This window comes from Pseudomonas sp. Z18(2022) (assembly GCF_036346535.1).
In the GTDB taxonomy this organism is placed as follows: domain Bacteria; phylum Pseudomonadota; class Gammaproteobacteria; order Pseudomonadales; family Pseudomonadaceae; genus Aquipseudomonas; species Aquipseudomonas yamanorum_A.
Window position 1 is genome coordinate 815530 of record NZ_JAOTOA010000001.1, and the last position, 23610, is coordinate 839139.

General features: G+C 60.6%; 17 protein-coding genes. 7 read left to right on the forward strand and 10 right to left on the reverse strand.

Annotated elements, in window-relative coordinates; all coding sequences use genetic code 11:
- Positions 1-204: 204 nt before the first annotated feature.
- From mfd to V3W39_RS03790, 3 genes are read left to right on the forward strand one after another with little or no spacing between them, the layout of a single operon-like run.
- Positions 205-3654 carry a transcription-repair coupling factor gene (gene mfd, locus V3W39_RS03780; RefSeq protein WP_177075711.1) on the forward strand — a complete coding sequence of 1150 codons (3450 nt, stop codon included), beginning with the start codon at positions 205-207 and terminating at the stop codon, positions 3652-3654.
- 11 nt (positions 3655-3665) lie between these two features.
- Positions 3666-4235, forward strand: coding sequence for a CsiV family protein (locus V3W39_RS03785; protein WP_177045647.1), 570 nt, complete (start codon positions 3666-3668; stop codon positions 4233-4235).
- A gap of 9 nt (positions 4236-4244) precedes the next feature.
- Positions 4245-6935, forward strand: a complete 2691-nt coding sequence (locus tag V3W39_RS03790) for a DEAD/DEAH box helicase (RefSeq protein WP_177045648.1) — start codon at positions 4245-4247, stop codon at positions 6933-6935.
- Positions 6936-7028: 93 nt separating this feature from the next.
- On the opposite strand, the gene nagZ is transcribed toward V3W39_RS03790, so the two are convergent.
- Positions 7029-8039, reverse strand: coding sequence for a beta-N-acetylhexosaminidase (nagZ, locus tag V3W39_RS03795; RefSeq protein WP_330212213.1), 1011 nt, complete (start codon positions 8037-8039; stop codon positions 7029-7031).
- A 169-nt stretch (positions 8040-8208) separates the two neighbouring features.
- Positions 8209-8916 carry a TetR/AcrR family transcriptional regulator gene (locus V3W39_RS03800; RefSeq protein WP_177045651.1) on the reverse strand — a complete coding sequence of 236 codons (708 nt, stop codon included), beginning with the start codon at positions 8914-8916 and terminating at the stop codon, positions 8209-8211.
- Positions 8917-9178: 262 nt separating this feature from the next.
- Here V3W39_RS03800 and lexA point away from each other — a divergent pair, with 262 nt between their 5' ends.
- A complete protein-coding gene (lexA, locus tag V3W39_RS03805) occupies positions 9179-9787 on the forward strand; it encodes a transcriptional repressor LexA (protein WP_003172575.1) in 609 nt (202 codons plus the stop codon).
- A gap of 10 nt (positions 9788-9797) precedes the next feature.
- Entirely contained in the window at positions 9798-10271 is a 474-nt protein-coding gene (gene sulA, locus V3W39_RS03810; protein ID WP_330212214.1) for an SOS-induced cell division inhibitor SulA, read from the forward strand.
- Positions 10272-10383: 112 nt separating this feature from the next.
- Here the strand turns inward: sulA and V3W39_RS03815 are convergent, their stop codons facing one another.
- The 7 genes from V3W39_RS03815 to V3W39_RS03845 all read right to left on the reverse strand — a co-directional run bounded on the left by V3W39_RS03815 (position 10384) and on the right by V3W39_RS03845 (position 18796).
- Positions 10384-10617: a hypothetical protein gene (locus tag V3W39_RS03815; protein WP_003218969.1), complete on the reverse strand. Its 234-nt coding sequence runs from the start codon at positions 10615-10617 to the stop codon at positions 10384-10386.
- A 197-nt stretch (positions 10618-10814) separates the two neighbouring features.
- On the reverse strand, positions 10815-11336 hold the full coding sequence (locus V3W39_RS03820; protein ID WP_088424509.1) for a DUF6586 family protein: 522 nt from the start codon (positions 11334-11336) through the stop codon (positions 10815-10817).
- A 147-nt stretch (positions 11337-11483) separates the two neighbouring features.
- Positions 11484-14105, reverse strand: a complete 2622-nt coding sequence (topA, locus tag V3W39_RS03825; RefSeq protein ID WP_177045655.1) for a type I DNA topoisomerase — start codon at positions 14103-14105, stop codon at positions 11484-11486.
- 114 nt (positions 14106-14219) lie between these two features.
- The gene (locus V3W39_RS03830) at positions 14220-14456 is read right to left on the reverse strand and encodes a DUF1653 domain-containing protein (protein ID WP_088424511.1); all 237 of its coding nucleotides are present in this window, start codon (positions 14454-14456) and stop codon (positions 14220-14222) included.
- Between the two features lie 97 nt (positions 14457-14553).
- Positions 14554-15729, reverse strand: a complete 1176-nt coding sequence (fadA, locus tag V3W39_RS03835) for an acetyl-CoA C-acyltransferase FadA (protein ID WP_076017236.1) — start codon at positions 15727-15729, stop codon at positions 14554-14556.
- 29 nt (positions 15730-15758) lie between these two features.
- The gene (gene fadB, locus V3W39_RS03840; RefSeq protein WP_330212215.1) at positions 15759-17906 is read right to left on the reverse strand and encodes a fatty acid oxidation complex subunit alpha FadB; all 2148 of its coding nucleotides are present in this window, start codon (positions 17904-17906) and stop codon (positions 15759-15761) included.
- Positions 17907-18358: 452 nt separating this feature from the next.
- Positions 18359-18796 carry a hypothetical protein gene (locus V3W39_RS03845; RefSeq protein WP_177045657.1) on the reverse strand — a complete coding sequence of 146 codons (438 nt, stop codon included), beginning with the start codon at positions 18794-18796 and terminating at the stop codon, positions 18359-18361.
- Between the two features lie 105 nt (positions 18797-18901).
- Here V3W39_RS03845 and V3W39_RS03850 point away from each other — a divergent pair, with 105 nt between their 5' ends.
- Positions 18902-19339: a universal stress protein gene (locus V3W39_RS03850; protein WP_003218985.1), complete on the forward strand. Its 438-nt coding sequence runs from the start codon at positions 18902-18904 to the stop codon at positions 19337-19339.
- Between the two features lie 115 nt (positions 19340-19454).
- On the opposite strand, the gene V3W39_RS03855 is transcribed toward V3W39_RS03850, so the two are convergent.
- Positions 19455-21374: an ATP-binding cassette domain-containing protein gene (locus tag V3W39_RS03855; RefSeq protein WP_330212216.1), complete on the reverse strand. Its 1920-nt coding sequence runs from the start codon at positions 21372-21374 to the stop codon at positions 19455-19457.
- 212 nt (positions 21375-21586) lie between these two features.
- Here V3W39_RS03855 and V3W39_RS03860 point away from each other — a divergent pair, with 212 nt between their 5' ends.
- The gene (locus V3W39_RS03860) at positions 21587-23515 is read left to right on the forward strand and encodes a transglycosylase SLT domain-containing protein (protein ID WP_177075723.1); all 1929 of its coding nucleotides are present in this window, start codon (positions 21587-21589) and stop codon (positions 23513-23515) included.
- The last annotated feature ends 95 nt before the right edge of the window (positions 23516-23610 follow it).

The following is a 23610-nucleotide window of genomic DNA, read 5'->3' on the forward strand; positions in this document are numbered from 1 at the left end:
TTCCGGGCCATTGTGACAAAGTGTCCGTAACCCTCCGAAACATACGCCGATTTCGGCACTACATAATGAGTCAAAAGACGCCTTTGTTTGTCTTAGCCACTACATTTCCTGCAAACCGTAATAGGCTCAGTCAGCAACTGACAGGCGGCACTCCGGGCCGTTACAATTACCGACTTTGTCGCAACGCTTGGAGCTCAACCTTCCGTGCCCGTTCTGCGTCTACCGCTTCTCCCTGCCGCGGCAGGTAAACAGCACTGGGGCAACCTGCCCGGTGCCGCCCTCAGCCTGGCCATCGCCGAGGCTGCCAGCGCTGCCAAGCGCTTTACCCTGCTGCTCACCGCCGACAGCCAAAGTGCCGAGCGGCTGGAACAGGAGCTGAGTTTCTTCGCCCCCGATTTGCCGGTGCTGCATTTCCCGGACTGGGAAACCCTGCCCTACGATCTGTTCTCGCCGCACCAGGACATCATTTCCCAGCGCATCGCCAGCCTGTACCGCTTGCCGGAACTGGCCCACGGCGTGCTGGTGGTGCCGATCACCACGGCCCTGCATCGCCTGGCGCCGACCAAGTTCCTGCTGGGCAGCAGCCTGGTGCTGGATATCGGCCAGAAGCTCGACGTGGAACAGATGCGCACCCGGCTTGAAGCCAGCGGCTATCGTTGCGTCGACACGGTGTACGAGCACGGCGAGTTCGCGGTACGTGGCGCGTTGATCGACTTGTTCCCGATGGGCAGCAAACTGCCATACCGGATCGACCTGTTCGACGACGAAATCGAAACCCTGCGTACCTTCGACCCGGAAAACCAGCGCTCCATCGACAAGGTGGAGTCGGTCAAGCTGCTGCCGGCCCGGGAATTCCCGCTGCAAAAAGATGCGGTCACGCGCTTCAAGGCACGTTTCCGCGAGCGCTTTGACGTGGACTTCCGCCGCTGCCCGATCTTCCAGGACTTGAGCAGCGGGATTACCCCCGCCGGTATCGAGTACTACCTGCCGTTGTTCTTCGACGAAACCTCCACCCTCTTCGATTACCTGCCCCAGGACACCCAGGTGTTCTCGCTGCCGGGCATCGAACAGGCGGCAGAGAACTTCTGGAATGACGTGCGCAACCGTTATGAAGAGCGCCGCGTCGACCCGTCCCGTCCTTTATTGCCACCGGCCGAATTGTTCCTGCCGGTGGAAGACTGCTTCGCCCGCCTGAAAAACTGGCCGCGTGTGGTCGCCAGCCAACAGGACGTGGACGCAGGCGCCGGCCGCGAGCGCTTCCCGGCGCAAGCACTGCCGAACCTGGCGATTGAAGCCAAGGCCAACCAGCCGCTGGAGGCGCTGTCGAACTTTCTCGGTGACTTCCCCGGCCGTGTGCTGTTTACCGCCGAGTCCGCCGGGCGCCGCGAGGTGCTGCTGGAGTTGCTGGAGCGCCTGAAGCTGCGGCCGAAAACCGTCGACAGCTGGCCGGACTTTGTCGCGAGCAAGGATCGCCTGGCGATCACCATCGCGCCGCTGGACGAAGGCCTGCTGCTGGACGACCCGGCCCTGGCATTGATTGCCGAAAGCCCGCTGTTTGGTCAGCGGGTGATGCAGCGTCGCCGTCGCGAGAAACGCGCCGACGCCAACAACGATGCGGTGATCAAGAACCTCACCGAACTGCGCGAAGGCGCGCCGGTGGTGCATATCGACCACGGCGTGGGTCGCTACCTGGGCCTGCAAACCCTGGAGATCGACAACCAGGTGGCCGAATTCCTCACCATGGAATACGCCGAGGGCGCCAAGCTCTACGTGCCGGTGGCCAACCTGCACCTGATCGCCCGCTACACCGGCAGCGACGACGCCCTCGCGCCGTTGCACCGCCTGGGCTCCGAGACCTGGCAGAAAGCCAAGCGCAAGGCCGCCGAACAGGTGCGCGACGTGGCTGCCGAACTGCTCGACATCTATGCCCGCCGCGCCGCCCGCGAAGGTTATGCATTTGCCGACCCAAAGGCCGACTACGCCACCTTCAGCGCCGGCTTCGCCTTCGAAGAAACCCCGGACCAGCAAACCACCATCGACGCCGTGCGCGCCGACATGCTGGCGCCCAAGCCAATGGACCGCCTGGTGTGCGGCGACGTGGGCTTCGGCAAGACCGAAGTGGCGATGCGCGCCGCCTTTATTGCGGTGCACGGCGGCCGCCAGGTGGCGATCCTCGTACCGACCACCCTGCTCGCCCAACAGCACTACAACAGCTTCCGCGACCGCTTTGCCGACTGGCCGGTGACCGTGGAAGTGATGAGCCGCTTCAAGTCGGCCAAGGAAGTGAACGCGGCGATTGCCGACCTGGCGGAAGGCAAGATCGACATCGTGATCGGCACTCACAAGCTGCTGTCGGATGATGTGAAGATCAAGAACCTGGGCCTGGTGATCATCGACGAAGAGCACCGCTTCGGTGTCCGTCAGAAGGAACAGCTCAAGGCCCTGCGCAGTGAAGTCGACATCCTGACCCTCACCGCCACGCCGATTCCGCGCACGCTGAACATGGCGGTGTCGGGCATGCGCGACCTGTCGATCATCGCCACGCCGCCGGCGCGCCGGCTGTCGGTGCGCACCTTCGTCATGGAACAGAACAAAAGCACGGTCAAGGAAGCCCTGTTGCGTGAGTTGCTGCGCGGCGGCCAGGTTTACTACCTGCACAACGATGTAAAAACCATCGAGAAATGCGCCGCCGACCTCGCCGAACTGGTGCCGGAAGCGCGGATCGCCATCGGCCACGGGCAGATGCGTGAACGCGAACTCGAACAGGTGATGAGCGACTTCTACCACAAGCGCTTCAACGTGCTGATCGCCTCGACCATCATCGAGACCGGCATCGACGTGCCAAGCGCCAACACCATCATCATCGAGCGGGCCGACAAGTTCGGCCTGGCGCAGCTGCACCAGTTGCGCGGCCGGGTCGGTCGCAGTCACCACCAGGCGTATGCCTATTTGCTGACGCCGCCGCGCCAGCAGATCACCTCCGACGCCGAGAAGCGCCTGGAAGCGATCGCCAATACCCAGGACCTTGGCGCCGGCTTTGTGCTGGCCACCAACGACCTGGAAATCCGTGGCGCCGGCGAACTGCTGGGCGACGGCCAGAGCGGGCAGATCCAGGCCGTGGGTTTCACCCTGTATATGGAGATGCTCGAGCGCGCGGTGAAAGCCATCCGCAAGGGCGAACAACCGAACCTCGACCAACCGCTGGGTGGCGGCCCGGAAATCAACCTGCGCTTGCCGGCGTTGATCCCCGAAGACTACCTGCCGGACGTGCACGCGCGGCTGATCCTGTACAAACGCATCGCCTCGGCCACCGACGAAGAAGGCCTCAAGGACCTGCAGGTGGAGATGATCGACCGCTTCGGCCTGCTGCCGGAACCGACCAAGAACCTGGTGCGCCTGACCCTGCTGAAATTGCAGGCCGAGCAACTGGGTATCAAGAAGGTTGATGCCGGGCCGCAAGGCGGGCGTATCGAGTTCGAGGCGCAGACGCCGGTGGACCCTCTGGTGCTGATCAAGCTGATTCAGGGCCAACCCAATCGCTACAAGTTCGAAGGGGCTACGCTGTTCAAATTCATGGTGCCGATGGAACGCGCCGAAGAACGCTTTAATACACTGGAGGCGCTGTTTGAGCGCCTTATCCCGAAAACTGCTTGAAGGACGCCCCAATGCGCCTGTTCCGCATTTTGAGCTTGTTGTTGGTGGTCGTTGCCCCTTCGGCGTTTGCCGACAGCCCGTACCTGGTGGAGATGATCCTGGTGCGCCAGAACGCCGAGCCGGTGATCACTAGCCGTGCGGCGCCGGAAAACTGGGACGCCGGCGCGCCACGCCTGCCGGCCGACAAAATGAGCCCGCCGCGGCTGGGCAACATCGTCGAAAAACTCAATGCCGACAATAGCTACACGGTGTTGCTGCATCGCACCTGGGAACAGAACCTCGGTGAGCAGCCGATCAAGCTGGCGATCAGTGACGGCACGGAGCAGTTCGGCCAGTTTCCTATCGAAGGCACCCTGAGCCTGCAACTCGGACGCTTTACCGATATCGATGCAGACTTCTGGGTCAACCAGTTCGACGCCAACGGCAGCGTCATCGCCAGCGAGCACCTCAGCCAGCAAGACGTGCGCACCAAGAACAACCAGCTCAACTACCTGGACGGCGGCCACCTCGCCCTGCTGATCAAAATCACCTCGCTGACCGCCAAGCCGCCCAGCGCGCCACCGCCCGACGTCCAGGACTGATCCAGCACCATGCCCCTGACGTCGTCGTTGACCAAACCCCTGGCCCCTTCGTGGGCCAATCGCTTTAAAGAGCAAAGCCTTGAGCGCGGCCGGCGCTACGCCCTGGAAAACCGCGTGCGTATCGTCGAGTCTGGCGACAGCACCATCATTGCCAGCTGCGAAGGCTCGGGCGGCAATGTCTACCGCCAGACCATCTCCCTGCGCGAATCCGCCAAGGGCACGCTGATCCTGGTGGACAGCCGCTGCACCTGCCCCGTGCACACCAATTGCAAACACATCGCCGCCGTGCTGCTCAAGGTCCAGGAAACCCTGGCCTACCCGGCGGCGGCACAGGATGCCGAGCTGCTGGAGAAACTCCAGGCGGTGCTGGATAACCGCGTGGTGCTGCCGCAAGTGGTGATGGAAGACGTGCAGCCGGTGCCGCGCCTGTGGCTGGCGAGTATCGAGTTCAGCGCCTTCGAACCGCGCAACGGCAAGATGCAGCGTTACATCCAGCATCGCGCGGCGCTGTCCTTCAACTATCTGGGCAACTACGTCAGCGGCCAGAAGAACGCCGACATCATCGTGCGCCAGGAACAGCAGAGCCTGCGGATCAAGCGCCACCCCGAGGTTGAGCAACAGTTTCGCGAACAACTGCGCCTGCTGGGCTTCAAGATTGCCACGCGCCAGAGCAAGGCCTTGCCGGAAAGTGCGGGTGAGCTGTTCGAAATGGTCAATGACAGCGCCTGGCTGACCTTCACGTTGAATGCGTCACCGACCCTGCGCGCCCAAGGCTGGGAATTGCAGATCGATGAGGATTTCGGTTTCGACTTGAGCGCCGTCGACGACTGGTACGCCAGCGTCGACGAAGTGCCGGAACGCGACTGGTTCGACCTGGAGCTGGGGATCATCGTCAACGGCGAACGCCTGAGTTTGCTGCCGATCCTGTTGAACCTGATGCGCTCCCACACCGAGATCCTCAACCCGGAAAAACTCGCCCGGCGGCGCGACGACGAACTGATTCTGGTGAACATCCCCGGCCTGCCCAACGGCCACGGCCCGCTGCAAGTGGCGCTGCCTTACGGCCGGCTGAAACCGGTGCTGGCGACCCTTGGCGAGTTCTACCTGCAAGAGCCCGGCACCACCGCGCTGCGCCTGGCCAAGGCAGACGCCATTCGCCTGAACCCGCTGGAAGACCTGCCACTGCAATGGGAAGGCGGCGAAAAGATCCGCAACTTCGCCCAGCGCCTGCGGGATATCAAGGATTTCAGCTGCGAAGCGCCCGAAGGGTTGAACGCGACGTTGCGCCCTTATCAGTTGGAAGGTTTGAGCTGGATGCAGTCGCTGCGCCAGCTCGATGTCGGCGGGATTCTCGCGGATGACATGGGCCTGGGCAAAACCCTGCAAACCCTGGCGCATATTCTGAGCGAGAAAATCGCCGGGCGCCTGGACCGGCCGTGCATGGTGGTGATGCCCACCAGCCTGATCCCGAACTGGCTCGACGAAGCCGCACACTTCACGCCGCAGCTCAAAGTATTGGCGCTGTATGGCGCAGGGCGTAAGAAACATTTCCCGCAGTTGCAGGACTACGACCTGCTACTGACCACCTACGCCCTGCTGCCCAAGGACATCGAGCAACTGGCCGCCCTGCCCTTGCACGTGCTGATCCTCGATGAAGCGCAGTACATCAAGAACCCCAACAGCAAGGCAGCCCAGGCTGCCCGCGAGCTGAACGCCCGCCAGCGCCTGTGCCTCAGTGGTACACCGCTGGAAAACCACTTGGGCGAGTTGTGGTCGCTGTTCCACTTCCTGCTGCCGGGTTGGCTGGGTGATGTGAAAAGCTTCAACCGCGATTACCGCGTGCCGATTGAAAAGCGCGGCAGCGACGTGCGATTGCAGCACCTCAATGGTCGGATCAAACCGTTCCTGCTGCGCCGTACCAAGGAGCAGGTGGCGACGGAATTGCCGCCCAAGACCGAGATCATCCACTGGGTCGACCTCAACGAAGCCCAGCGCGACGTGTACGAAACCATGCGCCTGGCGATGGACAAGAAAGTCCGCGACGAGATCACCCGCAAGGGCGTGGCCCGCAGCCAGATCATCATCCTCGAAGCGCTGCTCAAATTGCGGCAGGTGTGCTGCGATTTGCGCCTGGTCAATGACGCAACCCTGCCGGCCAAGGGCAGCAGCTCGGGCAAGCTCGACAGCTTGATGGAGATGCTCGAAGAGCTGTTTGCCGAAGGACGCAGGATTTTGCTGTTTTCCCAGTTCACCTCGATGCTGAGCCTGATCGAGGCCGAGCTGAAGAAGCGTGGCGTGGCCTACGCGCTGCTGACCGGGCAAACCCGGGATCGGCGCACACCAGTGAAGGACTTCCAGAGCGGCAAGCTGCAGATTTTTCTGATCAGCCTGAAGGCCGGCGGCGTCGGGCTCAACCTGACGGAAGCGGACACGGTGATTCACTATGACCCGTGGTGGAACCCGGCGACGGAAAACCAGGCGACCGACCGCGCGTATCGCATTGGCCAGGAGAAGCCGGTATTCGTCTACAAGATGATTGCCCGGGGCACGGTGGAAGAGAAAATCCAGCATTTGCAGAAGGAAAAGTCTGATCTGGCGGCGGGCGTTCTGGATGGGCGTACGACAGGGGATTGGAAGCTGGGGAATGAGGATATCGAAGCGTTGTTTGCGCCGTTGCCTCACAAGCAAGAGAAGCGCTGACTTTAAGACCGCTATCGCGGGCAAGCCCGCTCCCACATTTGGAATGCATTTCCCTGTGGGAGCTGGCTTGCCTGCGATGAACGCGACACGGTCTTAATCAATCAATTGAGCATCCCGCAGGGCACCCAACGCCGCCAGCCAACGCGGATCCTGCTTGTACTCGGTCGACGCCACCGCCTGGCCACGCATCCGCGCGATACGTGCCGACGGCGTGACTTTCATGCGCTGGGCAGCACTCAGGGCCAACTCGGCGGCGGCGCGGTCGTTACACACCAGGCCCATGTCGCAGCCAGCCGTCAGCGCGGCTTCGATACGGCTGGCGGCATCACCGACCACATGGGCGCCGGCCATCGACAGGTCATCACTGAAAATCACCCCGTCGAACTGCAACTCACCGCGCAGGATGTCCTGCAGCCAGCGCCGAGAGAAGCCGGCGGGTTGCGCGTCGACCTGTGGATAAATCACGTGGGCGGGCATAACGGCCGCCAACTGCTTGCTCAATCGTGCGAAAGGCACCAGGTCATTGGCACGAATCTGTTCCAGGCTGCGTTCATCATTGGGAATCGCGACGTGGGAATCGGCCTCAGCCCAGCCGTGACCAGGGAAGTGCTTGCCGGTGGCCGCCATGCCCGCGCTGTTCATGCCACGGATAAAGGCACCAGCGAGCAAAGCGGCACGTTCAGGATCGCCTTCGAACGCGCGAGTGCCCACGACGGCGCTGCGCCGGTAATCAAGGTCCAGTACCGGGGCGAAGCTCAGGTCTAGCCCGACCGCCAGCACTTCGGTGGCCATGATCCAGCCACACTGCTCGGCCAGCTGTTCAGCATTCGGGTTGTCGGCCAAGGCACGCATCGCCGGCAGCCGCACAAATCCCTGGCGCAAGCGCTGCACCCGGCCGCCTTCCTGGTCGACCGCCAGCAGCAGGTCCGGGCGCACCGCACGAATCGCGGCGCTCAACTCACGCACCTGGCGCGGATGCTCGATATTGCGCGCAAAAATGATCAGGCCACCCACCTCGGGCTGGCGCAACAAGTGACGATCTTCAGCCGTCAGCCAGGTACCGGCGACGTCCACCATCAAAGAGCCTTGCAGGGCTTGGGTCATAAAGCTTCCTTAAATAACGCACGCAGCCCGAAGCCTCCGCGAGATCGCATCGCCAGGATTGAACCTGGAGACGGACGCTCAGCGAGCGCAACGGGCTGTGGGTAAATAGCTGAAATCGGCATGGGCGGCTAGCTTAGCGGATGCAAGCGGCCGCGCACACCCGGGCGGGTCAAACCTTGGCCGGGGCCGGCACCGACTTGCTGCGGGGGCGCAACTGGGCGGCCGCCATGGCCTGGTCGGTGACGCCGCTTTCGGCACGCATGCCGGCGGCAAGAAACGGCACCATCAGACGCATGACCTGCTCGATGGATGTATTGACGCCAAAGTCGGTCTCGGCAATCGCACGCAGGGCCTTGATCCCGGACATGCTGAACGCCGCGGCGCCGAGCATGAAGTGCACGCGCCAGAACAGTTCGATCGGCGGAATACGCGGTGCGGCTTCGTTGACCAGCAACATATAGCGACGGAACACCTTGCCGTACATGTCTTCCAGGTAGCGCCGCAGGTGACCCTGGCTCTGGCTGAACGCCAGGCCCAACAGGCGCATGAAAATCGACAGGTCATTGCCACTGCGAGGCTGGACTACCAGCGCTTGCTCGACGAGGATTTCCAGCAGGTCTTCCAGGCTGGGCTTGTTTTCAGGCTTGGCCTGGCGGCGCTCCAGCTCACGGTCGAGGCTGATGCAGAAAGGCCCCAGGAACCGTGAGAACACGGCCTGGATCAGCGCTTTCTTGGAGCCGAAATGATAATTCACTGCCGCCAGGTTGACCCCGGCCTTGCTGGTAATCAGCCGCAATGAAGTTTCAGCAAATCCTTTTTCCGCGAACAACTGCTCGGCAGCATCGAGAATGCGTTCAACGGTTTCCGACTGGGCCATGGCTACTCCGCCTGACAAACACTTGTTTGAAACATACGTTTCAAGCTATGTCTTGTCAAGCCTGCAGGTCGGTTTGCGGCCGGTCGGTCAGTTAATTCATGGCCATTTAATCACATTCGCTGAGGTCTGTAGGCAGCGCTATCTCCAGCCTGTAGGACAGGTGATAAATGACCGTCCAGCGGAGTGACTGAAAACGGTGATTGCCAAGCGCAGTCCACTGTATATAATCCCAGTCACTGTATAAAAAGACAGAGCGATCAACATGCTAAAACTGACGCCACGCCAAGCTGAGATTCTGGCTTTTATCAAGCGCTGCCTCGATGACAACGGCTACCCGCCGACCCGGGCGGAAATTGCGCTGGAACTGGGATTCAAGTCGCCCAACGCCGCTGAAGAACACCTCAAGGCCCTCGCCCGCAAAGGCGCGATCGAGATGACCCCGGGTGCTTCGCGCGGCATTCGTATCCCTGGCTTCGAAGCCAAGGCCGACGAGTCGACACTGCCGATCATCGGCCGGGTCGCAGCCGGTGCGCCGATCCTGGCACAACAGCACGTCGAGGAATCCTGCAATATCAACCCGACCTTCTTCCATCCTCGTGCCGACTATCTGCTACGGGTCCATGGCATGAGCATGAAGGACGTGGGCATTTTCGACGGCGACCTGCTGGCCGTCCACACCACACGTGAAGCCCGCAACGGCCAGATCGTCGTCGCCCGTATAGGTGATGAAGTGACGGTCAAACGCTTCAAGCGCGAAGGCAGCAAGGTCTGGCTACTGGCTGAGAACCCTGAGTTCGCGCCGATTGAAGTGAACCTGAAGGATCAGGACCTGGTGATTGAAGGCTTGAGCGTCGGCGTTATTCGCCGCTAACGGAGGCATCATGCAGTTCCTACAGACCCCACAACACACCCAGCTTTCGCTGTTTGAGGCCTTCATGGCCCAGCCCCTTGCGCCCATCCTCAAGGAAACGGTCGAAGCGCCCTGGAGCGCCGAACCCGAAGCGTTCAGTGAACTGTCGTTGCGCGGGGCTGCCGGGAGCTGCCTGAGCCTGCTGGCGCCGATTCTGCGCGAGTTGAGCGAGGAGCAGGACGCACGCTGGCTGACGCTGATCGCCCCACCATCCAGCCTGACCCGGGCCTGGCTGCGGGACGCCGGCCTTAATCGCGAACGCATCCTGTTGCTGCAACCCCGCGGCACTCAGAGCGCCCAGCAGTTGACCTGTGAAGCCTTGCGCCTGGGCCGTAGCCATACGGTGGTCAGCTGGCTGAACCCGCTGAGTACAGCGGCCAGGCAGCAACTGATCAGCGCCGCACGCACAGGCGATGCACAGAGTTTGAACATTCGGTTGGGATAAAACGATGTGCGGGCGACTGGCTGTTGCCAGGGTCCGCCATGACACGAGGCTTCTTCAGGATTGAGAAGCCGATCTGCATAATTGAAGCTTACAAAAAAGCCGACAGACGGACTCAGTGAAGAATCCGTGGGCCGTCTTCCTTCTCCGGCTCGCCTTCAGCCAGGCGCCCCGCCATCTGCACACCTACGCTCAACATGGCTTTTGCCACTTCCACGTGCTGGCCTTGCAGGAACGCTTTTGCGTCCTCGGAAAAATCCAAAATAACCAGAGAACCCTCGTCCTCAGCCCGGCGCAGCTCGATTCGGCCGTCGGGCAGTTCAACAATTTCCAGAAAGGACGTTGGCATAAAAGTCTGTTCTCCACGAAAGGCCGGCATTATATCAGTGTTGTGACGAGCGGGCTTGCCCACGTTGGGCGGTGCAGCAGCCCTCCGACAGCTGACATTGCCAGACCGGAAAAGCCTTGGGGCTGCTTCGCAGCCCAGCGGGAGCAAGCTCCCTCGCCACAAAAGCGCTAGCTGCCAGTGAGAGACTTAAATAGCCCTCAGCACTCGTTCAACCCATCCCGAAACCGAATGGCCAGCTTCTTCAGCTCCTGCCGCCAGCTTTCCAGCTCTTCCCGGCTCAACGGCTCAGGGCCTTCTTCATCCAGGCTCACGGCCACGATCAGCGGCTGCGTCACATCACCCTTGGGCGTGTGTTTCACCCGTGGCGGCTGAAACATTTCGGCGTGGGCTACCAGCAACCGCGCCAGCCAACTGTCCGGGCTCTGCGCCATCTCGACCAACTCGGCCAACTCCGGGATGGCCATGGATTCCAGCACATCCCGGTTGATGATCATCTCGGCACGCGGCGAACCGGCCTGAGGCAAACGATAGAACCCGGCGATCTCATGGCACAAGCCAAGCAAGGCGCCATACAGGTGGAACAGCGCGGCTTCACGCCCGGCCTGTACCAGCGCGATAGCGTTCATCTCCTTTCCTTCCTCGGCACGGCCAAGGGCTTCCAGGGACAAACCCGCGAAGTAAATTTTCTGGTTGGTGCGGGTATAGAGTTCGTTGGCCATGAAGGCAGTCTCCACAACGAATAAGGCGTGATGCTGGCTGTGTAGGAGCGAGCTTGCTCGCGAAGACCTAAAGGATAACGCGTTTAGCCAGAATGCCCGCGTTATCGTTAACGACCTTCGCGATCAAGCTCGCTCCTACAGCCTGGGTCAAGCGCCCTGGCGCTTGTCCTCGACCTTCCACTTGCCACCGTCGTAGAACGCTTTCCAGCCGGTAGGCTTGCCTTCAACCTCGGTTTGCACGTACTGCTCCTTGGTCTTGCGGCTGTAGCGGATCACGGCCGGGCGACCGTCCGGGTCCTTCTTCGGCGCTTCGCAGAGGAAGTGGTATTTCGGATCGATCTCGTCTTTATGGGGCACGATCTCCATCACCAGCGGGGCACGAGTCTCGCGGTTTTTCGGGAACTGGCTGGCAGCCAGGAACAGCCCCGAAGCGCCGTCACGCAGGATGTAGGTGTCGTTGACCTTCTCGCACTTGAGTTCAGGCATCTTCACCGGGTCCATCTTCGGCGGCGCCGCATCACCGCTTTTCAGCAGTTTGCGGGTGTTCTTGCAGGTCGGGTTGGTGCAACCGAAGAACTTGCCGAAACGGCCGGTCTTGAGCTGCATCTCGCTCCCGCACTTGTCGCATTCCAGGCTCGGACCTTCGTAGCCCTTGATGCGGTAAGTGCCCTCTTCGATCTCGTAGCCGTTGCAATCCGGGTTGTTACCGCAGATGTGCAGCTTGTGCTTCTCGTCGAGCAGGTAGGCATCCATCGCCGTGCTGCAGATCGGGCAACGGTGCTTGCCACGCAGTACCAGCGACTCGGATTCACCCTCGTCATCGGCAGCGATTTCATCGCCCGGCACCAGGTTGACGGTGGCCTTGCAGCGCTCTTTCGGCGGCAGGCTGTAACCCGAGCAACCGAGGAATACGCCGGTGGATGCTGTACGAATCTGCATCGGGCGGCCGCAAGTGAGGCACGGAATGTCCGTCATCACCGGCTGGTTGGCGCGCATGCCGTTCTCGGCGCTTTCAGCTACTTCAAGTTTCTTCTTGAAGTCGCCGTAGAACTCGTCGAGCACGTTTTTCCAGTCGCGTTCGCCCTGGGCCACGTCATCGAGGTTCTCTTCCATGCCGGCGGTGAAGCCGTAGTCCATCAGGTTGGAGAAGCTCTCGGACAGGCGCTCGGTGACGATGTCGCCCATCTTCTCCGAGTAGAAGCGACGGTTGTGCAGCGCCACGTAGCCGCGGTCCTGGATGGTGGAAATGATCGCCGCATAGGTCGAAGGACGACCGATGCCACGTTTTTCCATCTCTTTTACCAGGCTGGCTTCCGAATAACGCGCCGGCGGCTTGGTGAAGTGCTGGGACGGGTCGAGCTTGATCAGCTTCAACACATCGCCCTGGGCCATGTCCGGCAGAACGTCGTCGTCGCCCGGCTTGGCGATTTGCGGCATCACGCGGGTGTAACCGTCGAACTTGAGGATACGGCCCTTGGCGCGCAGCTCGAAGTCACCGGCACCCACGCTGACGGTGGTAGACAGGTATTGCGCCGGCAGCATCTGGCAAGCCAGGAACTGGCGCCAGATCAGCTCGTAGAGGCGCTCAGCGTCGCGCTCCATGCCGCTCAGCTTGCTTGGCTCGGTGTTGGCGTCGGAGGGACGAATCGCTTCGTGAGCCTCTTGTGCGCCTTCCTTGCTGCTATAGACGTTCGGCTTCTCCGGCAGGTACTTCTTGCCGAACTCGCTTTCAATATAAGTGCGCGCCATCGCCACCGCGTCTTGCGACAGGTTGGTGGAGTCGGTACGCATATACGTGATGTAGCCCGCTTCATACAGACGCTGGGCCATCATCATGGTCTTCTTCACCCCGAAGCCCAGGCGGTTGCTCGCGGCCTGTTGCAGGGTGGAAGTGATGAACGGCGCCGACGGCTTGCTGCTGGTGGGCTTGTCTTCACGCTTGACGATGCTGTAGCTGGAAGCCTTGAGCTTCTCCAGCGCAGCCATGGCCTGGGCTTCGTTGAGCGGCTTGAAGGCCTCGCCTTTCTCGCGGGCCACTTCAAAGCGCACGTTGTTGCCCTTGGCAGTGCCCAGGTCAGCGTGCACTTCCCAGTATTCTTCGGGGTTGAACGCACGAATCTCGCGCTCACGTTCCACGACCAGTTTTACCGCAACCGACTGCACACGGCCGGCGGACAGGCCACGGGCGATCTTCGCCCACAGCAGCGGCGAGACCATGTAGCCCACGACGCGGTCGAGGAAGCGACGGGCCTGCTGGGCATTGACGCGGTCAATATCCAGTTCGCCCGGCTTGGAGAAGGCTTCCTGAATCGCCTTCTTGGTAATTTCGTTGAACACCACGCGCTTGTAGCGGCTGTCGTCACCACCGATGGCTTCCCGCAGGTGCCAGGCAATAGCCTCCCCTTCGCGGTCCAAGTCGGTTGCGAGATAGATGGTGTCGGCATCTTTGGCGAGCCGGCGCAGCTCTTCGATGACCTTTTCCTTGCCCGGGAGGATCTCGTACTTGGCTTTCCAGCCATGATCGGGATCGACACCCATGCGCGAGACCAGCTGCTTGCGCGCTTTCTCTTTAGGCGTGAGCACCGGACCTTCGCCCGCAGCCGCCTTGCCGCGCTTGGCGGCAGGCTCCTTGCTGGCGCTAGCCGAACCGCTGGTGGGCAGGTCTCGGATATGGCCGATACTCGACTTCACCACGTACTCGTTACCCAAGTACTTGTTGATGGTCTTGGCCTTAGCCGGGGATTCCACAATGACCAGCGATTTGCCCATGGATCGGAAAATTCCTGAATTCGAGAAGTGAAAGGCGGTTGGCGCCTGACGCGGCAACGCTATATATAGTGGCAACAAGGTGAGGTCAAGCGCAGCATTCTGCGCGGCCTGCCTTTATTGCGCGGAAAAAAGGCTGGGTTCGACCTGGATCAAAGCAAAGCGCGGGACCTGTTCGCCGTCAACTTCGACGGTCTCCAGGAACATGCTCAAGGGACGCACCCAAAAGCCGTAATCGCCATACAGTGCTTGGTAAAACACCACTTCCTCTTCGGTCTCGGAATGCCGCGCCACATTAAAAACGCGGTACTTCGGACCTTTATAATGCTGGTAGAGCCCTGGTTCGACTTTCATGCTCTGGCCCTCTTACAAAATTTGTTAAAAAAAAATATAAAAAATTCCAAAAAACAAAAACCGGGGCACTGGGCCCCGGCTTCCGTCAACGAAACGTTTAGATACGTTCGAAGACGGTGGAGATGCCTTGGCCGAGACCAATGCACATGGTTGCAACACCCAGGTTGCCGCCATTTTGCTTCATCACGTTAAGCAACGTGCCGGAGATACGTGCACCGGAACACCCGAACGGGTGACCCAAGGCAATCGCGCCGCCGTGCAGGTTAACCTTCTCGTTCATCTTGTCGAGCACTTTCAAATCTTTCAGCACTGGCAGGGCCTGTGCGGCGAAAGCTTCGTTGAGCTCGAAGAAGTCGATGTCGGAGATGCTCAGGCCTGCGCGCTTCAATGCTTTTTGTGTGGCCGGTACTGGACCATAGCCCATGATCGCCGGGTCCACACCTGCGACCGCCATCGAACGAATCACCGCCATCGGCTGGATGCCCAGGTCCTGGGCACGCTGGGCCGACATCACGATCATGCACGAAGCACCGTCGGTGATCTGCGACGAAGTACCCGCTGTCACGGTGCCGCCCTTTGGATTGAAGGCAGGCTTCAGGGCCGCCAGGCTTTCCAGGGTGGTGTCCGGACGAATGGTTTCGTCGTAGTCGAACAGTTTCAGGAAACCGTTCTCGTCGTAGCCGTTCATCGGGATGATTTCATCCTTGAACTTGCCTTCCAGCGTCGCCTTGTGGGCGAGCTGGTGGGAACGCAGGCCGAATGCATCCTGGGCTTCGCGGGTGATGCCGTGCATTTTGCCGAGCATTTCTGCGGTCAGGCCCATCATGCCCGAGGCTTTCGCCGCGTACAGGGACATGTGCGGGTTCGGATCCACACCGTGCATCATGCTGACGTGGCCCATGTGCTCCACGCCGCCGACCACGAACACATCACCGTTGCCGGTCATGATCGCTTGTGCAGCAGTGTGCAGTGCGCTCATGGACGAGCCACACAGGCGGCTGACGGTCTGGCCGGCAGCAGTGTGCGGGATCTGCGTCATCAAGGAAGCCATGCGGGCGATGTTCCAGCCCTGCTCCAGGGTCTGGTTGACGCAGCCCCAGATCACGTCTTCGACTTCATTAGGGTCGACCTTGACGTTGCGCTCCAGCAATTTGCTGATCAGGTGCGCCGACATGTCTTCAGCGCGGGTGTTGCGGTGCATGCCGCCCTTGGAGCGGCCCATCGGAGTACGACCGAAATCGACAATCACGACGTCTCTTGGATTCAAGCTCATAAATATTCTCGCTCAAGTGTCTGGGGCGCTTAACCGAAGAAGCTCTGGCCGTTCTTGGCCATCTCACGCAGCTTCGCAGTCGGGTGGTACAGCGGGCCCAGATCAGCGTATTGATCAGCCAGGGCAACGAACTCGGCCACACCGATGGAATCGATGTAACGCAGCGCACCACCACGGAATGGAGGGAAACCGATACCGTAGACCAGGCCCATGTCGGCCTCGGCTGCGGTTTCAACGATGCCGTCTTCCAGGCAGCGCACGGTTTCCAGGCACAGGGCGATCATCATCCAGTTGACGATGTCCTCGTCGGACACTTCACGCTGTTCGTAGATGACCGGCGCGAGTACTTCGTGAACCGAAGGATCGGCCACTTTCTTCTGCTTGCCCTTCTTGTCGGTCTCGTAGGCGTAGAAGCCCTTGCCGTTCTTCTGGCCCAGGCGCTTGGCCTCGTACAGTGCGTCGATCGCCGAGCGGCGGTCGTCTTTCATGCGATCCGGGAAGCCTTCAGCCATTACGTCGCGACCGTGGTGACCGGTGTCGATGCCGACCACGTCCATCAGGTACGCCGGGCCCATTGGCCAGCCGAATTTTTCCATGACCTTGTCGATGCGCACGAAGTCCACACCAGCACTGACCAGCTTGGCGAAACCGCCGAAGTACGGGAACAGTACGCGGTTGACCAGGAAGCCCGGGCAGTCGTTGACCACGATCGGGTTCTTGCCCATTTTCTTGGCGTAGGCAACGGTGGTGGCGACTGCCAGCTCGCTGGACTTCTCGCCACGGATCACTTCCACCAGCGGCATCATGTGCACCGGGTTGAAGAAGTGCATGCCGACGAAGTTTTCCGGGCGCTTGAGGGCCTTGGCCAGCAAGGTGATGGAAATGGTCGAGGTGTTGGAAGCCAGGATAGTGTCTTCCTTAACCTGGGCTTCAACTTCAGCCAGTACCGCCTGCTTGACCTTCGGGTTCTCGACAACCGCTTCGACCACCAGGTCGGCGTGGCCGAAATCGCCGTAGGACAGCGTAGGACGAATGCCGTTAAGCACTTCAGCCATTTTCGCTGCAGTCATGCGGCCTTTATCAACGCGGCCCACCAGCAGTTTCGCGGCTTCTGCCAGACCCTGCTCGATGCCGTGCTCGTTGATGTCCTTCATCAGGATCGGCGTGCCTTTGGACGCCGACTGATAGGCAATACCGCCGCCCATGATACCGGCGCCGAGTACGGCAGCCTGTTTCACGTCGCGGGCGATTTCGTCGTAGGCCTTGGCCTTTTTCTTCAGTTCCTGATCGTTCAGGAACAGACCGATCAAGCTCTGCGCGGCAGAGGTCTTGGCCAGTTTGACGAAGCCGGCAGCTTCGATTTCCAGGGCCTTGTCGCGGCCGAAGTTCGCGGCTTTCTGGATGGTCTTGATCGCTTCAACCGGCGCCGGGTAGTTCGGGCCGGCCTGGCCTGCCACGAAACCTTTGGCGGTTTCGAACGACATCATTTGTTCGATGGCGTTGAGCTTGAGTTTTTCGAGTTTTGGCTGACGCTTGGCCTTGTAGTCAAATTCACCGCTGATGGCGCCCTTGATCAGGTTCAGTGCGGCTTCTGCCAGCTTGTCGGGAGCAACCACGGCATCCACGGCGCCGACTTTCAGCGCGTCTTCAGCACGGTTTTCCTTGCCGGCGGCAATCCACTCGATGGCGTTGTCGGCACCGATGATGCGCGGCAGGCGCACGGTACCGCCGAAGCCCGGGTAGATGCCCAGCTTGACTTCCGGCAGGCCGATTTTCGCGGTGGCCGACATCACGCGGAAGTCGGCGGCCAGGCACATTTCCAGACCGCCGCCCAGGGCGATGCCATTGATCGCGGCAACGGTCGGCACGTTGAGGTCTTCGAAATCGCTGAAAATCTTGTTGGCTTCGAGGTTGCCAGCCACAAGCTCGGCATCGGGCAGCTTGAAGTTGTCGACGAATTCGGTGATGTCAGCGCCGACGATGAACACGTCCTTGCCGCTGGAGACGATCACGCCCTTGACCGATGCATCTGCTTTGATGGTGTCTACGGCCTGACGCAATTCATTCAGGGTTAGACGGTTGAACTTGTTGACGGACTCACCCTTGAGGTCGAATTTCAATTCGACGATGCCACTTTCAAGAGCCTTAACCGTGATGGCTTTACCTTCGTAAATCATCAACTGATCTCCACGATATGGAAGCTGAACAGTACACGTCGGACGCAGGATTCAGCGTAGGCACTGACGTTACCGTCGATGCTAACGCCAATTTGCCAGGCACACCCGCCAACGCGATAGTCGGGATTCTGTACGAACGGTCTGAAAGACAAACGCTCAATTCATACGCCCGTTTGATTTGGGTACGTCACCTTCAGCCAAATCCGAAGAATTGTCAATCGCTCGAAAGGGCCGCAAAAACGCGACTTTTCAGTCATTTCAGAACCCGGGGCAGCCGGCATCGCCTCGCCAATGTTTAATCATTCACGAAATCAATAATAAGAAATTTGATTTAAAGGGCTGTACAGAACCGAATATGCGGCTAGGCTAGCGGCACGTTTAACGAATTACCGGCCTGCCTGGCCAACTCCAGCCCGATGATGCTTTCGGGCTTTTTAATGCCCGCAAAAAACTCAGGCCAGCGCCTTGAGCACCGCATCAATGTCCTGCAACACGCTCAACTCGCCCTTTTCGCCCCAGTACAGGGTGATCATTTGCTTGTCGGCTTCGACTTTGTAGACGTTCGCCGGCAGCGTCGCAAAATGTGGCAACAACTTTTCATCGACGCAGCTTTCCTGCCACTGATTGACCCAAACCCCCGGTTCCAACTGCCAATAACTCCAGGTGACCAGTTTGGTGCCGCGCCGTGGCCGGTGATATTGCGCACACGGGCTCGGCGGCTCGTGCTTAAGCCAGTGCGGCCAGTCCTGGGGCGTCAGTTGCATGGCCAAACCGATGCGTCGCGCCTCCATGCGCAGGGCCATGCGCCCGCTCGAATGGCGCGACGGACGCAACCACGCCAGAGGGCTTAAAACCAGCGCAAGGATTGACACCACTATCCAGACCGTCATATGTGTACTCCCGAATTTCTTGATGAGCGGATTTGACCTGACGCAATCCCATCCGCTTGAAACCAGCCATACTGAACTTATCGCTTTCCTTTGGAGGAACTCCTCATGCCCTACGAACATATTCTGGTCGCCGTGGACCTGACCGAAGAATGCGACCCCGTGATCAAGCGGGCCGTAGGCCTTGCAGGTGACTCGGTGAAACTGTCCCTGGTGCATATCGTCGAGCCGATGGCCATGGCCTTTGGCGGCGACGTGCCGATGGACCTGTCCCAACTGCAACAGCAGCAGTTCGACCAGGCCAAGGAACGCCTTGATCGCCTGATCAACAAGTACCCTGCCCTGAAAAAAGACCAGAGCCACCTGACCTACGGCCAGCCGCGCCAGGAAATCCACCACCTGGCCAAGGAGCAAGGTTGCGACCTGATCGTGGTCGGCAGCCATGGCCGCCACGGCCTGGCCTTGCTGCTGGGGTCTACAGCCAATGACGTGCTGCACGGCGCACCTTGCGATGTGCTGGCAGTGAAACTGGTAAAGAGCTCGTAAGACCAAAGGCGATCTAATGTGGGAGCAAGCCCGCTCCCACATTTGAACTGTATTTCATATAAAAAAACCGGTGCTCATATAAATGAGCGCCGGTTTTTTATTGCGCTTGAATCACTCAGGCATCCAGCTCGGCCCAACGTTCAACCAGTGCTTCCAGCTCGCTGTTCAACTGTTCAAGGGAGGCAATCACCTTGGCGGTTTCTGCAGCAGGACGCAGATAGAAACCCGCGTCAGCCATTTCAGCTTCCACGGCAGCGATCTGCTGTTCCTTGGCGTCGATATCACCCGGCAGTGCTTCCAGCTCACGCTGGAGCTTGTAGCTGAGCTTCTTCTTCGCAACAGGCGCTTCCTGGGCTGGAGCTGGCTCGGCAGCCACCGGGGCAACCACGGCCGAGGTCAGGTCAGCCTTGCCGGATTTGCTCTCGGTCACGCCCAGCAGGCGCGGCGAGCCGCCCTGGCGCAGCCAGTCCTGGTAACCACCGACGTATTCGCGAACCTTGCCTTCACCTTCGAAGACCAGGGTGCTGGTGACCACGTTGTCGAGGAATGCCCGGTCGTGGCTGACCATCAGCACAGTGCCGTTGAAGGTCAGCAAGACCTCTTCCAGCAGCTCCAGCGTTTCAACGTCGAGGTCGTTGGTCGGTTCGTCGAGCACCAGCAGGTTGGCCGGTTTGCTGAACAGCTTGGCCAGCAGCAGGCGCGCACGCTCACCACCAGACAAGGCTTTAACCGGCGTACGTGCACGCTGCGGGCTGAACAGGAAGTCGCCCAGGTAGCTCAGCACGTGGCGGCTCTGGCCGTCGATGTCGATAAAGTCGCGACCTTCGGCGACGTTGTCGATCACGGTTTTTTCCAGGTCCAACTGGTGGCGCAACTGGTCGAAGTAGGCCACGTCGATGCGCGTGCCCTCTTCCACTTTACCGCTGGTGGGTTGCAGGCCGTTGAGCATCAGCTTGAGCAAGGTGGTCTTGCCGGTACCGTTGGCACCGAGCAGGCCGATACGGTCGCCGCGCTGCAGGACCATGGAGAAGTCCTTGATCAGGAACGGGCCGTCCGGGTGATGGAAGCTGACGTTTTCCAGCACCATCACTTGCTTGCCCGACTTGTCGGCGGTATCCAGCTGGATATTGGCCTTGCCGGTGCGTTCGCGACGCTCGCCGCGCTCAACGCGCAGGGCTTTCAGGGCGCGTACGCGGCCTTCGTTACGGGTGCGGCGGGCCTTGATGCCCTGGCGGATCCAGACTTCTTCCTGGGCCAGCTTTTTATCGAACAGGGCGTTGGCGGTTTCCTCGGCGGACAGCGCGGCTTCCTTGTGCACCAGGAAGCTCGCGTAGTCGCCGTTCCAGTCGATCAGGCCACCGCGGTCCAGTTCGAGGATGCGGGTTGCCAGGTTCTGCAAGAAGGAACGGTCGTGCGTGATGAACAGCACGGCGCCCTGGAAATCCTTGAGGGCTTCTTCCAGCCAGGCGATTGCACCGATGTCCAGGTGGTTGGTCGGTTCGTCGAGCAGCAGCAGGTCCGGCTCGGACACCAGGGCCTGGGCCAGCAGGACGCGGCGACGCCAGCCGCCGGACAATTCGGCGAGGGTCTTGTCGGCCGGCAACTGCAGGCGGCTCAGGGTGCTGTCGACCAGTTGCTGCAAGCGCCAGCCGTCACGGGCTTCGAGGTCTTGCTGGACGTGCATCAGCTTGTCCAGGTCGGCTTCGGTGACGCAGTTCTGCGCCAGGTGATGGTATTCGGCAAGCAGTGCGCCTACGCCGTCGAGGCCTTCGGCAACCACGTCGAACACTGTCCGTCCGTCGGCCACCGGCAATTCTTGCGGCAATTCGCCGATCTTGAGGCCCGGGGCGCGCCACACAGAGCCTTCATCGGACTTCTGGTCGCCTTTAACCAGCTTCATCATGCTGGACTTGCCGGTGCCGTTGCGGCCGATGATGCACACCCGCTCACCACGGGCGATCTGCCAGGACACCTTGTCCAACAACGGCATAGCGCCGAAAGCAAGGGACACATCGCTGAATTTGAGCAGGGTCATACGCTTCTCCAAAAACTGGGCGCGCATTCTACCTGACTTAGGGCTCGAGGCGGCCGGCATTTTCGCCGTTGACACGTTCTGTCGGACATTTCAGATGAACTTGAATGAAGCGACCGGCAAAGCTTTCACCGGTTGCGGCCAAAAGGCTAAGCTAGGGGCAATCAGTGTCGGCGACGTCGGCACTAGTCCAGTTTCCTCTGCACGGACGTCTCATGCGCAGTCGCCTTTTCAACTTTTTATCTTGTCTGCTTCTTTCTGCCACCGCCGTTCAATCCGCCCAGGCCGTGGACCTCACCACCCAACGTCAATATTACGATGAAGCCAAACGAGCCCTCGCCAAAGGCGACAGCGGCCCGTATTTCCAATACAGCCAGGCCCTGGCCGACTACCCGTTGACGCCGTACCTGGCCTACGACGAACTGACCGCACGCCTGAAAACCGCCAGCAATGAGGAAATCGAACAATTCCTCGCCAAGAACGGCGACCTGCCCCAGGCCAACTGGATGAAACTGCGCTGGTTGCGCTGGCTGGCCGACCGTGGCGATTGGCAAACCTTTGAAAAGTACTACGACCCAAAGCTCAATTTCGTCGAACTGGACTGCCTCCATGGCCAATTCCAGCTGACCCACAACCAAAAAGCCGAAGGCTACAAAACCACCGAGAAGCTGTGGCTGACCGGTAAATCCCAGCCTGCCGCCTGTGATGCAACCTTTGGCCAGTGGGCCGCTGACGGCCAACTGACCGAACAGAAAATCTGGGACCGCGCCAAGCTGGCCACCGAAGCGCGCAATTACCCGCTGGCCAACAGCCTGGTAAAAACCTTGCCGACCCTTGGCGCCCAAGGCCGCCTGATGGTGGACGTGGCGCAGAAGCCCGACATGCTCAGCGACCCGTCGCGCTTCCTGCCGGCCAACGAGGCCATGTCCGACGCCGTCGGCCTGGGGCTTCGCCGCCTGGCACGCCAGGACCCGGACAAGGCCATGGCCCTGCTCGACGGTTATGCCAGCAGCATGCACTTCTCTCGTGACGAAAAAGTGTCGATCGCCCGGGAAATCGGCCTGACCCTGGCACGCCGCTACGACCCGCGCGCCCTCGACGTGATGACCAAATACGATCCGGAACTGCGGGACAACACCGTTTCCGAATGGCGCCTGCGCCTGCTGCTACGCCTGGCGCGCTGGGAAGATGCTTATCAGTTGACCCGCAAGCTGCCGCAGGATTTGGCCACCACCAACCGCTGGCGCTACTGGCAGGCCCGCAGCCTGGAGCTGGCAGAGCCGAAGAACCCGCAAGCCCTGGTGCTGTACAAGGGCCTGGCCAAAGAGCGCGACTTCTACGGTTTCCTCGCGGCAGATCGCTCCCAGTCCCCGTACCAACTGAACAACAAGCCGCTGATGATGAGCCAGGCGCTGATGAACAAGGTGCGTAACACCCCCGGCGTACGCCGTGCCCTGGAGTTCTACGCCCGTGGCCAGGTCGTTGATGGCCGTCGCGAGTGGTACCACGTCAGCCGACACTTCAACCGCGACGAAATGGTCGCCCAGGCGAAGCTGGCCTATGACATGAAGTGGTACTTCCCGGCGATCCGCACCATCAGCCAGGCGCAGTACTGGGACGACCTGGACATCCGCTTCCCGATGGCCCACCGCGACACGCTGGTGCGTGAAGCCAAGGTCCGCGGCGTGCATTCAAGCTGGGTGTTTGCGATCACCCGCCAGGAAAGCGCCTTTATGGACGACGCCCGCTCCGGCGTCGGCGCCACCGGGCTGATGCAACTGATGCCCGGCACCGCGAAAGAGACCGCACGCAAGTTCAGCATCCCGCTGGCCTCGCAACAGCAAGTGCTCGACCCGGACAAGAACATCCAGCTCGGCGCGGCGTACCTGAGCCAGGTCCACGCTCAGTTCAACGGCAACCGCGTACTCGCCACCGCCGCCTACAACGCCGGCCCCGGCCGTGTGCGCCAATGGCTGCGTGGCGCCGACCACCTGAGTTTCGACGTGTGGGTGGAAAGCATACCTTTCGACGAAACCCGCCAGTATGTGCAGAACGTGCTGTCTTATTCGGTGATCTACGGGCAGAAGCTCAATGCGCCACAGCCGTTGGTGGATTGGCATGAGCGGTATTTTGATGATCAGTAACACGACTTTCAGAGGCTGATACATAACCTGTGGCGAGCGAGCTTGCTCGCGTTGGGCTGCGCAGCAGCCCCAAGTAATGTCGCGGCGTTATTCAG